Genomic DNA, 12,705 nt, shown 5'->3' on the forward strand with positions numbered 1-12,705 from the left:
GCTTATTATATCAGCGCAGTCAGCGATGCCAACTGCGAAATTTCCAGCGTCGGCAGCAGACGGGAATCTTTGCTCTGCATCAGGTTAGCCCGATGCGGGTTAATCCAGCATGCCTGCATCCCACAGCGTATCGCCCCCGCGACGTCGGTGATAAGGTCATCTCCGACGTGCAGAATGTGCTCAGGTGCCAGGTTTAACCGGCCGGCGGCGGCCTGATACATATCCTGATAGGGCTTGGCACGCCCATCCGGCCCGGCCCGCAGGGTGAAACGGAAGTACTGTTGCAGGCCACACAGGTGTGGTTCCGCGTTACCGTTGGTGATTGCCACCAGGGGAATACGCTGTGCCAGCGCCGCCAGCGTGGCGTGCGTCTCTTCGGGTATGTCGATCTTGCTGCGCCAGCGGGCAAACACGGCCATCACGTCGCGGGAACCTTTCACCGCCTGCGCGGAGGTGAGACCCACATCCAGCATCGACTGTTCTACGGCACGACGCCGCCATTCGCTGACGTCGTGGTAAATGTCGGGTTCAGCCGCCAGCAGGCGATCGCGCACCTGCTGATACTGCAGCACACTGAAGTCGTTCAGAGCAGGATGATACGCCTGTAGTGCACTGTGGGACTCCTCAGTGGTGCGGCGGATCACCGGAAGATTGTCATACAGCGTGTCATCAAGATCGAAGGTCATGGCCGCGACAGGGCGTAAAGGTCGGTAGAAGTGCATCAGGATTTTCCTCGTTTTGCACGGGGATGGGCAGCATCGTAAACCGACGCCAGGTGTTGAAAGTCGAGATGGGTATAGATTTGCGTGGTGGTCAGGTTGGCATGCCCCAGCAGCTCCTGTACCGCACGCAAATCCCCGCTGGATTCGAGCATATGCGTGGCGAAAGAGTGGCGCAGTTTGTGGGGATGAACGTGGCTGGACAGCCCCTGTTTTACTCCCCACTCGGCAAACCTTTTTTGTACGTTCCGTGCCGAGATCCGCTTGCCCTGTTTTGACAGGAATAACGCCTCATCCTCGGGCACAAACAACTCACGCAATACCAGCCAGTGCCCGATCCAGCGTACGGCCGTTCCGCCTATCGGCAGGCGACGCTCTTTGCTTCCCTTGCCGATGACCCACACCTCCCCCGAGTCCAGATCGAGGTGATTAAGGTCAATACCCACCAGCTCCGACAAACGCAAACCCGCCCCGTACATCACCTCAAGCATGGTGCGATCGCGCACGGCCAGCGGATCGTTGAGGTCGATATCCAGCAGTTTATTCACTTCGTCGACATCAATATTTTTGGGTAAGTGCCGCGGGGCTCTGGGCGTGGCAACGCCTTTCGCCGGATTGGCCTGAATAACGCCCTGGCTAATCAACCAGTCAAGGAAGCTGCGTAATGCGGAAAGACGAAGCGCCAGGCTGGCGGGCTTCAGCCCACTGCGGCTGCTGCGGGCGGCCAGGGATCGGACCCGTGCTGCATCCAGCCGGGACCAGTCACTCACGTTTAAGTCGTCCAGCAGGCCAATGACCGCGCTAAGCTGACGGTGATAACTGGTCAGCGTCAGCGGACTGAGCTGGCGCTCAACCTTCAGATAACGCAGGAACCCCTCTACGTAAGGAAGCAGGGGCGATTCGCTGTTCACGCCCGTTCAACCCAGCGTGACAGCAGCTGGGGCAGCATCAGCGAGAGGTGCTGTAACAGCACAGTCCCCATGCCTGACTGATAATGCTGGTTGTCCCGGCTGCTGAAAATCAGCACACCCAGATCGCCCTCTTCACCCAGCAGCGACATGGCAACCGAGCCGATGGCCCTGGCCTGCGGAAGCAGTAACAATAACTCAGGACCATTGAGGCTGCCCAGGTAGTGGGTTTGCTTACCCAGCCGCTGAATGCGTACCGGTTCAAACGCCTGACGCGACAGGGCAAGCTGTGTAAAGTCGGACGGTGCGCCAATGCGCCATTTTTCACTGAACAGGCGGATATTGGCGCCGGCCAGACCAAACTCTCGCGCCCAGCGATGGAGGCGGTTGAGCATGTCGTGCAGGCTGGTGGCCGCCGCCAGTCGCCCCTGCAGGGCAAAGAGACGATCAAACAGCTGCTGATTCGCACTGGCCTGTTCCATCAGCAGGGTAATATCTTCTTCTAACTGCTGAATGTGATTGCGCTGGCGCGCTAACTGCCACTCCACCAGCGACACCGTTCCACGCACCGGATGCGGAACCACCATCTGCTCGACCTGACGGGCATTGCGAATAAAGAAGTCTGGATTTTGCAGCAGGAACTCGCTGACCGTACGATCGTCGAGCAATACCTCACCCGCTTCCTGCTGTTCTCCAACATTTTTCATAGATGAATAAATCCGTCATAGACGTGAGTGGCAGGACCGGTCATATACAGGGGATGTCCGAGCCCTTTCCAGGCAATATTTAACGTGCCACCGGGCAGGTCGACACGAACGTTATCACTTAACAACGTTTGCTGAATGCCCACAGCTACTGCGGCACAGGCACCGCTGCCACAGGCCTGCGTTTCCCCTGCCCCGCGTTCATAAACGCGCAGCCGGATGTGCTCACGGCTGACGACTTCCATAAAGCCAACGTTAACACGCTCGGGAAAGCGTTCGTGGCTCTCAAGCACCGGGCCCAGCGTCTCAACCGTGGCTGTTTTAACGCTTTCAACCTGCAAAACGCAGTGTGGGTTACCCATCGACACGACGCCGCACATAACGGTTTGCTCGGCCGCACGCATCAGATAAATATTTTCTGCTTTATTCGCCCGGAACGGAACCTGCTGCGGTTCAAAATTAGGTTCGCCCATGTTCACCCGCACCAGTTCATCCTGATCGACGCTGAGGATCATACGACCCGTTTGCGTACTGACGCGAATTTCGTTTTTATTTGTCAGCCCTTTCAGACGAACGAAACGGGCAAAACAGCGTGCCCCGTTGCCGCACTGTGACACTTCGCTACCGTCGGCGTTAAAGATACGGTAATGAAAATCAAGATCCGGATCGTAAGGCGGCTCTACGATCAGCAACTGATCAAAGCCGATCCCGAGATGACGATCGGCCAGACGACGGATTAGCTCTGGTGAAAAATAGACATTTTGCGTCACGGCATCAACCACCATAAAGTCGTTACCGAGGCCGTGCATTTTTGAGAACTGCATTTTCTGCTCCGCCGGGTGTGTCATTGTTTTACTGAGCCGGTTGCACACTCTGCCCGCTGGTCGTGGCAGGTGTCTGCTCCGACGTGGCGGGTGGCGTCGTTGGGGTGGTCTGTTGTACCTGCGGTTTAGCCTGCTCATCTTTAGGGAAATAGAGCGGGCCTTTCAGGCCACATCCCGTGAGGCTGACCGCAGTCAACACCAGAGCCAGCTGGATAAGTTTTTTCTTCATGCTTGTTCTACTCGTTAAAAATACCTATTGCCATCTATCATCGCAGGTGAAGTCCGAAAAGCAACAGGAAAAGCGCAATCCCTGCTGGTACGTTCTCATTCAGCCGTCTGAAGGCAGGCAGGGGATCGGGAAGGTCGGCAGGCCCGTGATCGTGTCACGATTACCCCCGATAAGGCGGTCAGGTAAACGCCATGCTGTTATTCAGACAATAAAATTATTGCGATGAGGATTGAATCGTAAAAATCTTAATGCATCTGATAGCGTCGGGCATATTCGTCGCTGGCAGCGTCATCCGGAAGAGCAGCACAAAGCTGCGTCAAAGCCTGGCTGCGGAAGGGGATCACCTGGAAACGCTCATCGGCCTGCACAATCTGGTAGAACTGTGGCAGATTGAAATTGATGAAGCTCGAACCGTAGGTAAAGCGGTCGTGAGAAGAGGAGTAAAAACGGCTGACATCCCGTACCAGTTCTTCTTTACTGCCTTCGCAATGGTGATACACCTCAACGCGGTTGGTTTCGTCGAGGATATAAATATTAAAACCGTGATCGTCCAGCGTATCTTCAAAGAAGAACTGAATAATACCTTCACTGGCATAGCCATTCACTACGGCAGGCAGGCGAACCTGGTCCGTTTCGACCTTCAGCGACAAACCATGCAGTTTGTTATTAGAAATCGCCCCGTAAAACTCAACAGCGTTTTCCAGCTTCTGTACCGATACGCTCAGGCGTTCGAAGAACAGGCCCCACGTCTGACCGGCTACCCGCAGTGCTTTGAACCGCCCTGGTTCCTGACGGGTGCTGGAGAGGCGCAGCTCCACACATTCAGACACCAGTTGCTGAACGCGAGTGCGAATCAGCCCGCGCAGGTGCTGACTGTAGCAAAACACCTCTACGGAATCCGGCGGTGATGCGTCCTGATGCATTTTGCCAAGAATGGTTTTCAGCGCCTCAATCATCGACTGTTCGCCGTTAAAATGCAGCGTTCGCACTTCATTCCACGAATTACGATACAGCAGGTCAATACTGCCTACCAGGCACTGCTGCTGCTGGCCAAAGCTGAACACGTCGAGCTTGCGGAAGTCAAAATGCACGACCTGATTTCGGAATGCAGCGGTGGGATCGTATTCGAGGTTAACAATGATCGCCAGGTGACGTATCTCACACGGACTGTAGAGCGCCTTGGGCGTAGGCGAAGGCAAACGCAGCGGGAAATGATGCGAGACATCAGCGACCAGTTCCTGCAAGCGCGCCAGATCGCAAATTTCATTCCCTTTAATATGCAACCGCGTTTTGCTGGTCAGCAGGCCGTTAAACCATGCCCACGCGACCAGTTTATTCAGATATCGGTTATATTCCAGTGGCTGGTGACTAATGATCGAGCTCATATCCGGCGACTGGTTATAGAGATACCAACCCGCGCGATTAGCACGGCCATTAGGAACATGGATAAAGGTGAGGTGAGACTCTGAAAGATCGGGCGATATCTGCGGGTTCAACAGCGTCACTTTCCCGGGCAACGCTTCAAAGGCAGCGTACAGTTTACGCGTCAGTACCCCGATATCCTGCGGGCTGGCACTCACGCTTAAATTGTTACGGCGGGCAAAGCGGATCAGGTTGCGATAGCTCTGCATCATCGCATCCAGCAGTTCATTATGGGCTTCACGTACCTGGCTGATTTTCCAGTCTGCGCGACTGTCCAGCATCGTCAGACGGTCATCATCCCATCCCCATTCTTTCACCTGCTGGCTGAGGATCTCCCGACGCCAGCCCGACGCTTCCGTGCTGACCGACAATTTTTCACACACTTTCAGATAGAAGCAGCGACGTACCAGGTCAAGACGTGCATGGTCATCAATGCTGGTCAGATAATGCGTCACGCGCTCCAGCATCATGCAATAGGGATCGAGACCATAAGAAACGATCTCACCATCATGCAGGCGCTGCTTAATATCCATCGCCAGCAGCCGTGTCGCCGGGTACTCCCAGGAATAGGCTTCCAGCAGCAGCGTTTTTAATACGGCTTTATAGGGGGAGTCGATACTTTTATACAACTGCCACAAGCTGGCACCGAAATACTCTTCTGCTGACAACGTACCAAGGCCGCCAAGGTCAAGCCATTCATTAGGTGTCAGCACGCCCTGCTGATAAAGCGACATCACGTAATCATCGTAATGCTCTTCTTCTTCGCGTGGCACCATGTTCCAGAGAAGACGTTTACCGGCCATGCGAACGGCGGTGCGGTAAAACTCATCCAGTAGCAGGATGTGCTGGGTGGAACCACAGTCCTCCCCGCCTAAACTGCCGCTTTCATTGTGCCGGAAGCGGTTTTCGTCAATCAGGAAGAAGCTCACCTCAACGCCCATCGAGGCACACCACTTTTGCAACAGGGTGCATTTTTTTTGCAGGCTCAGGCGTTCATCATTATCCAGCCATGACTGATGGCAGACCCAGATATCAAGGTCAGAGGTAAAATTCTGGCCGATGGAGGAGGTGCTGCCCATGGAGTAAACACCGGTAACCGGCATTTCTCCCCGTGGAGGGATAGCAGCAAAAGATCCCGACTTATCTTCTAAATCAGTGAGATAGGATAATTGGCTATCATCAGGCGTGTAGAAGCTAATGCCATGGGGAACGTTACCTTCAAAGTAACCCGGCATCAAAGGGTGATGATAATGTAATAAGGTTGGCAGCAGACTGTAAACCTGTTGGAAAGCAGGTCCCATGGCAGCCAGTGCGCGGTCAACGCGCAGCTGGTTAATCGCATCCAGTCTCTGTTTCAGTGTCTCAATGTAGAGGTACAAGACGTCTCGCCTGATTATCCCAGTGCCTACACCCTTCTGTGACTGATAAGGGTATATAAAAGTTCGCTATCCAGCCTCTGCCGCTTGCTTTAAAAATAGTCGTGCAGATTATTGCCGGAAACGTGATCAATCTAACACCTGGCAGATTGACCGTAAAGAAAGTTGCGCCAGTTAACAGTTTAGCACATTTTACGACCAACTCACTGCATTACGTCCGTGTACCGCCGTTTAACTGACAGCCTTCCCGGTTCAATGATAGGATAATCAGTGAACGATCAAAACGGTATCAAGCATGTTAGACAAAATTTTAAGAATTGCCACCCGTCAAAGTCCACTGGCTTTATGGCAGGCGGAGTATGTACAACAGCGTTTAATCAGCTGTCATCCTGGCCTGCGTGTTGAACTGGTTCCCATGGTGACACGAGGTGATGTGATCCTCGATACGCCCCTGGCAAAGGTGGGCGGTAAGGGCCTGTTCGTTAAAGAACTGGAACAGGCGATGCTCTCAGACCGCGCCGATATTGCCGTGCACTCCATGAAAGACGTGCCGGTTGCCTTCCCACATGGGCTGGGCTTAGTCACCATTTGTGAGCGCGAAGATCCGCACGATGCGTTTGTCTCCCCTCATTACGCGTCAGTAGATGCCCTGCCACAGGGGGCCATTGTCGGCACTTCAAGCCTGCGTCGCCAGTGCCAGATCAGCGCCCGCCGACCGGACCTGATCATTCGATCGCTGCGCGGTAACGTTGGTACCCGCTTAGGGAAACTGGATGCGGGAGAATATGATGCCATTATTCTCGCCGTTGCAGGGCTGAAGCGCCTGGGGCTTGGGGAACGTATCCGCCAGATTATGCCCGCAGAGGAGTCGCTGCCTGCCGTAGGACAGGGCGCAGTTGGCATTGAATGCCGCCTGGATGACAATTGGGTCATCGGATTACTGGCGGCGTTGAACGATGAGGACACCGCCTGCCGCGTAAGGGCAGAGCGGGCGATGAATACCCGCCTGGAAGGTGGATGTCAGGTGCCAATCGGCAGCTATGCCGTGCTGGAAGGCGATCAGCTTTGGTTACGTGGCCTGGTGGGTTCACCGGACGGCAGCCAGATGGTGAAAGGTGAACGACGCGGCCCGCGTGCTGATGCTGAAAAAATGGGCATTTCGCTGGCTGAAGAGTTACTGGATAACGGCGCACGTGAAATTCTGGCTGACGTTTATCAGGGGAATCCCCCCGCATGAGTATTCTGGTAACCCGTCCATCACCGGCTGCAGATGAGCTGGTTAGCCGTCTGTGCGCGCGTGGACAGGTTGCCTGGGCGCTCCCGTTGATTGAATTCACACCGGGAACCCAGCTAGACATCCTGCCCGAACGACTTGGCGCACTGCGAGCAGGAGACCTGGTCTTTATCCTGTCTCAGCATGCCATTCACTATGCTCACCCGGCGTTATCTCACGCCGGTATGACATGGCCCGATGGCCTGAACTATTATGCTATAGGTCGCAGCACGGCGCTGGCTTTGCACGCCGTCAGTGGTCATGACGTCGTGTGGCCCCACGAGCAGGAAACCAGTGAGATCCTGATCCAGATACCGGCTTTGCAGTCCGTCGCCGGTAAACGTGCCCTTATTCTACGTGGTAACGGTGGACGGGAGTTACTGGCAGAAACTATGCTTGCCCGGGGGGCTCAGGTAGAGTTTATCGAGTGCTATCAGCGCTGTGAAAAAAATTATCATGGTGCGGAAGAAGGCCGGCGCTGGCGTAACTACGGTATACAGACTCTGGTTGTCACCAGTGGCGAAATGCTGCAGCAGCTTTACAGCCTGTTCCCCGATGTCGATCGGGATGAATGGCTCTTACACTGTCGGCTGGTTGTCGTCAGTCAACGTTTGGCTACTCTGGCCCGAAACCTGGGCTGGGCGGACATTTGTGTCGCCGGGGGTGCCGATAATGATGCGTTACTACGCGCACTTAATATGGGATGAACCATTATGACGGAACACAAAGATTCCTCCGCCATGGTTGAAGAGACTACCCCAGTGGTTGATACCTCAACTCGTGAACCACAACCGCCGCGTAAAGCGAAGAATAGCGGTACGGTACTGGGTGTGGTGGCAATCGCCATTGCGCTGGCCGTGGGTGCTGGCCTCTATATGTATGGAAAACATCAGGCACAACAACAGGCTGCGGCCAGTGAGGCCCTCGCCTCTCAGCTTTCGGATCTGCAGCAATCGGCAGTCAGCGACAACCAGTCCCTGGTGAAGCAACTGGCGACGCAAACCTCTGCGCTGGAGACCGCTCGCCAGCAACAGGCAGCGATGAGTCAACAGCTGGATGAACTGAAGCAGAAAATCGCGACCATTTCCGGCAGCGACGCACAAACCTGGATGCTGGCGCAGGCTGATTACCTGGTGAAAATGGCCGGTCGTAAGCTGTGGAGCGATCAGGATGTGACCACCGCCGCCGCCTTGTTGAAAAGTGCGGATGCCAGCCTGGCCGATATGAACGATCCCAGTCTGATCGATGCCCGCAGGGCGCTGACTCAGGACATCAGTACGCTGTCAGCGCTCAGTCAGGTCGACTATGACGGTATTATTCTGAAACTGAACCAGCTGTCCAACGACGTTGATAATTTGCGTATTGCCGATAACGACAGTGACAATGCGCCGATGGATTCCGACAGCGGGGAGCTCTCTTCCTCTTTACGGGAATGGCGTCAGAACCTGGTGAAAAGCTGGCATAACTTTATGGACGATTTCATCACTATCCGTCGCCGTGATGCCACCGCAGAACCAATGATGGCGCCCGATCAGGATATTTACCTGCGTGAAAATATCCGTTCGCGTCTGCTGATTGCCGCACAGGCGGTACCCCGCCATCAGAATGAAATTTATAAACAGTCTATCGATACCGTTTCCGCATGGACACGCGCCTGGTTTGACAGCAATGATGCCAGTACCAAAGCGTTTCTCAGCCAGCTGGACGAATTGAGCCAGCAGAGCGTATCGATGGATGTTCCCGAAGCACTGCAGAGTCAGCCGCTGCTGGATAAGCTGATGGAAACTCGCGTACGTAATCTGCTGGCCCAGCCAGCGGCACCGTCAGCCACATCCCAGCAACAGGGAGAATAATAATGCTTAAAGTTCTTCTTCTGTTTCTGCTGTGTATGGCGGGTATTGTCCTTGGCCCTATGATGGCAGGCCATCAGGGTTACGTGCTGATCCGCACCGATAACTGGGATATTAAAACCAGCGTGACGGCGATGGTGATCATGCTGGTGCTCGCCCTGATCGTCATTCTGGCCATTGAGTGGCTGCTTCGCCGCCTTTTCCGGACCGGAGCACGGACTCGCGGCTGGTTTAGCGGTCGTAAGCGCCGCAGCGCACACAAACAGACCAATGCCGCCCTTATCAAGCTGGCCGAAGGTGACTATCAGCAGGTCGAGAAACTGCTGTCGCGCCATGCGGATCATGCTGAACAGCCTGTCGTTAACTATCTGCTGGCCGCAGAAGCCGCACAGCAGCGTGGTGATGAGATACGTGCCAATCAGCACCTCGAGCGCGCGTCTGAGCTAAACAAGGGCGATCCGCTTCCGGTAGAGATCACCCGCGTGCGCATTCAGCTGGCCCGCAATGAGGATCATGCGGCACGCCACGGTATCGATCGTCTGCTGGAGATCGCACCGCGTCACCCCGAAGTCCTGCGCCTTGCAGAACAGGCCTATCTGCGTACACATGCGTGGAGTGCCTTGCTGGATATTCTTCCTGCGATGGAAAAAATCAGGCTTGGTGATGACGCCCATCGCCTCGATTTGCAACAGCAGGCCTGGCTGGGTCTGATGAGCCAGGCGATGGCCGATCAGGGTAGCGACGGCCTGAAGCGCTGGTGGCAAAATCAGAGCAGGAAAACCCGACAGGAACCGGCTTTACAGGTGGCCATGGCGGATCATCTAATCGTCTGCGACGATCACGACACCGCACAGCAAATTGTGCTGGAAGGTCTGAAGCGCCAGTACGATGAACGCCTGGTACTGTTGATGCCCCGTCTGAAAACCGGTAATCCGGAGCAGCTGGAAAAAGCATTGCGCCAGCAGATCAAACAGCATGGTGCGACACCGCTGTTGCACAGCACTCTGGGGCAACTGCTGATGCAGCATGGTGAATGGGAGCAGGCAGCGGAAGCCTTTCGTGCGGCGCTGCAGCAGCGTCCGGATGCCTTTGACTACGCCTGGCTGGCAGATACGCTGGATCGGCAGCACAAGCCGGAAGAAGCCGCATCAATGCGACGTGACGGTTTGCTGCTGACGCTGAAAAACAATCCCTGAATCCTGAACCTGTGTAAAAGCCGGGCCTGGTGCCCGGTTTTTTTATGCCTGCTTTTCACGAAGCCAACGCATCTGCGGCGCGAAAGATGACGCTTGTGATGCCCTAAAGCTTTCGTGTTGCAGGAAGGCGGCAAGCGCGAGGATCCCCGGGAGCTGACATGAGTCAGTGACCGGGGTGAGCCCGTGCAGCCAACGCATCTGCGGCGCGAAAGATGACGCTTATGATGCCCTAAAGATTTCGTGTTGCAGGAAGGCGGCAAGCGCGAGAATCCCCGGGAGCTGACATGAGTCAGTGACCGGGGTGAGCCCGCGAAGCCAACGCATCTGCGGCGCGAAAGATGACGCTTATGATGCCCTAAAGATTTCGTGTTGCAGGAAGGCGGCAAGCGCGAGAATCACCGGGAGCTGACATGAGTCAGTGACCGGGGTGAGCCCGTGCAGCCAACGCATCTGCGGCGCGAAAGATGACGGGCATCGGGGCAAAAAAAAACACCTGCCATAAGACAGGTGTAAATTTTCAGGTCGGCTAAGACAACCGGGTGGTACCTGACTCAACGTATTGCCCGGTATCCAATAAGGCGTTGGCGATATTGGCTGGATGGACAACAGGTACCGTAAAATGGCTCTGCGTCATTCCCAGGTTTATGAAGCTTGCGCAAACATAAGAGGTGGAATGAGCATCTACAGTGTTATTCTTGCATAAGGCATGCCAGAACGCCAATAAACCAGAGCATTTAACGCTATCCCACTATTTTTTATACCATTAATCTTTTTTTAATATCAGCACACAAGGCAGATCACTGTTGCTTCAACCCGACATCAAGGGAAAAGATCCGTCTCCTGATGGAGACAGATTAATGATAATTAAAAAATATCATTACTGAACAAGGGATTGGATGTCGCCAGATGACGACATCTGGCTATAATCTTCGCCTGCTGCGCTCAACTAATGCCATAATCACCGAAAACAGTTCGTCCTGCGCCTGCCGGATGGTAATTTCGTCACGCGTGGCGGCATAGGATAACGACTCCGCTGCACCCAGCATCGCCCAGAGTCCGGCATTCGTCAGCTCCCCGCCCTCACTGAAAGGCGACAATATTCCACGGCACTTCTCGATAAACGCCACTTCATAAGCCCGTTTGATCTGCTCCAGTTCTGGCGAACCTATCAGTGCAGCGATAATCCCGGGGATCTCCCGTCCCTGAAGCTGCACGCATTCCACGAAGGACTGAGCAATCACCGCCGCTCTGGCTGAGAGCGTCGCTTCACTTTTTGCTAAGGCCGCATCAAACAGGGCGTTCTGCCGCGCATCGAATTCCTGATATAACACCGCAAACAGTCCCGATCTCGTGCCGAAATGATCGTAGACCACCGGTTTGGTGACACCGGACTGTGCCGCCAGCCTGCCCAGGGTTAATGCTTCCGTTCCCTCATCGCGAATGAGCTGCCACGCGGTATCAATAAGCTGCTGATAGCGTGCTTCACGTGACAAACGCCGACGGGGAAGCGGGGAAGAGTCGTTGTCGATTGACATGCTTATATACCAAAGGTAACTTACTAATAGTATATTAGCGTAACGTTTCTCTCTCTAACCCGCAAGTCGGAGTCTTGACCATGCACACACTTATTGTTGTTTCTCATCCTGACCGCCAGTCACTGACCCACCAGATTGCCGGGCAGCTGGCAGAGGGTATTACGGCCGCAGGCAATGATGTTGACATTGCCGATCTGGCTGCGGAAGGTTTCGACCCGCGTTTTACGCAGAATGATATTGCGGCCTTCCGTCAGCAGGGGCCGGTTTCACAGGAGATCGTCGCAGAGCAGGCGAGGATAGATCGTGCCGATACGCTGATCCTGGTTTATCCGGTGTACTGGTGGTCAATGCCTGCCCAGCTCAAAGGCTGGATTGACCGGGTATTTACCCATGGCTGGGCATATGAAGATAGTGAAGGAGGACTGGTAAAAAAATTACAACGTCTGAAGGTTCATCTGGTAGCGCTGGGTGCTGGGGACATGCGTACTTATGCCCGCCACGGCTACTTTGCCGCGATGAGAACGCAGATTGATCACGGTATCTTCGATTTCTGCGGCGCGGAGGTCATTACGTCTGAACTGCTGCTGCAAACGCCGGGGGAAGCGCTCAGCGCTGAGGTGCAAAATGTGAAGCAACGGATAATGAGAAGGATGTAAAGCTCAGATACGC

At 54.8% G+C, this 12,705-nt stretch carries 12 protein-coding genes; 5 read left to right on the plus strand and 7 right to left on the minus strand.

The window, feature by feature from the left end:
- Window positions 1-5: 5 nt before the first annotated feature.
- The 6 genes from yigB to K6L24_RS20380 form a co-directional block, all read right to left on the minus strand.
- Entirely contained in the window at window positions 6-722 is a 717-nt protein-coding gene (yigB, locus tag K6L24_RS20355; RefSeq protein ID WP_062748610.1) for a 5-amino-6-(5-phospho-D-ribitylamino)uracil phosphatase YigB, read from the minus strand.
- Window positions 722-1,630, minus strand: a complete 909-nt coding sequence (xerC, locus tag K6L24_RS20360) for a tyrosine recombinase XerC (RefSeq protein WP_187510498.1) — start codon at window positions 1,628-1,630, stop codon at window positions 722-724. The genes yigB and xerC overlap by 1 nt, the downstream gene beginning before the upstream one ends.
- On the minus strand, window positions 1,627-2,334 hold the full coding sequence (locus tag K6L24_RS20365; protein WP_062748606.1) for a DUF484 domain-containing protein: 708 nt from the start codon (window positions 2,332-2,334) through the stop codon (window positions 1,627-1,629). The genes xerC and K6L24_RS20365 overlap by 4 nt, the downstream gene beginning before the upstream one ends.
- A complete protein-coding gene (dapF, locus tag K6L24_RS20370) occupies window positions 2,331-3,155 on the minus strand; it encodes a diaminopimelate epimerase (RefSeq protein ID WP_118665012.1) in 825 nt (274 codons plus the stop codon). The genes K6L24_RS20365 and dapF overlap by 4 nt, the downstream gene beginning before the upstream one ends.
- 28 nt (window positions 3,156-3,183) lie before the next feature.
- Complete coding sequence (lptM, locus tag K6L24_RS20375; protein WP_222681790.1) at window positions 3,184-3,384, minus strand: LPS translocon maturation chaperone LptM; 201 nt, start codon at window positions 3,382-3,384, stop codon at window positions 3,184-3,186.
- Between the two features lie 245 nt (window positions 3,385-3,629).
- A complete protein-coding gene (locus tag K6L24_RS20380; RefSeq protein WP_062748599.1) occupies window positions 3,630-6,185 on the minus strand; it encodes a class I adenylate cyclase in 2,556 nt (851 codons plus the stop codon).
- A gap of 292 nt (window positions 6,186-6,477) precedes the next feature.
- Here K6L24_RS20380 and hemC point away from each other — a divergent pair, with 292 nt between their 5' ends.
- The 4 genes from hemC to hemY are packed head-to-tail and all read left to right on the plus strand — an operon-like array spanning window position 6,478 to window position 10,501.
- Entirely contained in the window at window positions 6,478-7,419 is a 942-nt protein-coding gene (gene hemC, locus K6L24_RS20385) for a hydroxymethylbilane synthase (RefSeq protein ID WP_062748597.1), read from the plus strand.
- Complete coding sequence (gene hemD / locus K6L24_RS20390) at window positions 7,416-8,162, plus strand: uroporphyrinogen-III synthase (RefSeq protein ID WP_062748595.1); 747 nt, start codon at window positions 7,416-7,418, stop codon at window positions 8,160-8,162. Before hemC ends, hemD begins: the two co-directional genes overlap by 4 nt.
- A 6-nt stretch (window positions 8,163-8,168) precedes the next feature.
- Window positions 8,169-9,308, plus strand: coding sequence for a uroporphyrinogen-III C-methyltransferase (gene hemX / locus K6L24_RS20395; RefSeq protein ID WP_062748593.1), 1,140 nt, complete (start codon window positions 8,169-8,171; stop codon window positions 9,306-9,308).
- A 2-nt stretch (window positions 9,309-9,310) separates the two neighbouring features.
- Entirely contained in the window at window positions 9,311-10,501 is a 1,191-nt protein-coding gene (hemY, locus tag K6L24_RS20400; RefSeq protein ID WP_062748591.1) for a protoheme IX biogenesis protein HemY, read from the plus strand.
- A 920-nt stretch (window positions 10,502-11,421) separates the two neighbouring features.
- Here the strand turns inward: hemY and K6L24_RS20405 are convergent.
- Window positions 11,422-12,036 carry a TetR/AcrR family transcriptional regulator gene (locus K6L24_RS20405; protein WP_137270318.1) on the minus strand — a complete coding sequence of 205 codons (615 nt, stop codon included), beginning with the start codon at window positions 12,034-12,036 and terminating at the stop codon, window positions 11,422-11,424.
- An 80-nt stretch (window positions 12,037-12,116) separates the two neighbouring features.
- Here K6L24_RS20405 and K6L24_RS20410 point away from each other — a divergent pair, with 80 nt between their 5' ends.
- Window positions 12,117-12,692: an NAD(P)H-dependent oxidoreductase gene (locus K6L24_RS20410; RefSeq protein WP_062748587.1), complete on the plus strand. Its 576-nt coding sequence runs from the start codon at window positions 12,117-12,119 to the stop codon at window positions 12,690-12,692.
- Window positions 12,693-12,705: the final 13 nt, after the last annotated feature.

It is taken from the genome of Erwinia persicina (genome assembly GCF_019844095.1).
GTDB lineage: Bacteria > Pseudomonadota > Gammaproteobacteria > Enterobacterales > Enterobacteriaceae > Erwinia > Erwinia persicina.

Excerpts from the sequence above, each read along its gene's own strand:
- yigB (WP_062748610.1), bottom strand. The coding sequence starts at position 722 with ATGCACTTCTACCGACCTTTACGCCCTGTCGCGGCCATGACCTTCGAT.
- K6L24_RS20365 (WP_062748606.1), bottom strand. The coding sequence starts at position 2,334 with ATGAAAAATGTTGGAGAACAGCAGGAAGCGGGTGAGGTATTGCTCGAC.
- dapF (WP_118665012.1), bottom strand. The coding sequence starts at position 3,155 with ATGCAGTTCTCAAAAATGCACGGCCTCGGTAACGACTTTATGGTGGTT.
- lptM (WP_222681790.1), bottom strand. The coding sequence starts at position 3,384 with ATGAAGAAAAAACTTATCCAGCTGGCTCTGGTGTTGACTGCGGTCAGC.
- hemC (WP_062748597.1), top strand. The coding sequence starts at position 6,478 with ATGTTAGACAAAATTTTAAGAATTGCCACCCGTCAAAGTCCACTGGCT.
- hemD (WP_062748595.1), top strand. The coding sequence starts at position 7,416 with ATGAGTATTCTGGTAACCCGTCCATCACCGGCTGCAGATGAGCTGGTT.
- hemX (WP_062748593.1), top strand. The coding sequence starts at position 8,169 with ATGACGGAACACAAAGATTCCTCCGCCATGGTTGAAGAGACTACCCCA.
- hemY (WP_062748591.1), top strand. The coding sequence starts at position 9,311 with ATGCTTAAAGTTCTTCTTCTGTTTCTGCTGTGTATGGCGGGTATTGTC.
- K6L24_RS20405 (WP_137270318.1), bottom strand. The coding sequence starts at position 12,036 with ATGTCAATCGACAACGACTCTTCCCCGCTTCCCCGTCGGCGTTTGTCA.
- K6L24_RS20410 (WP_062748587.1), top strand. The coding sequence starts at position 12,117 with ATGCACACACTTATTGTTGTTTCTCATCCTGACCGCCAGTCACTGACC.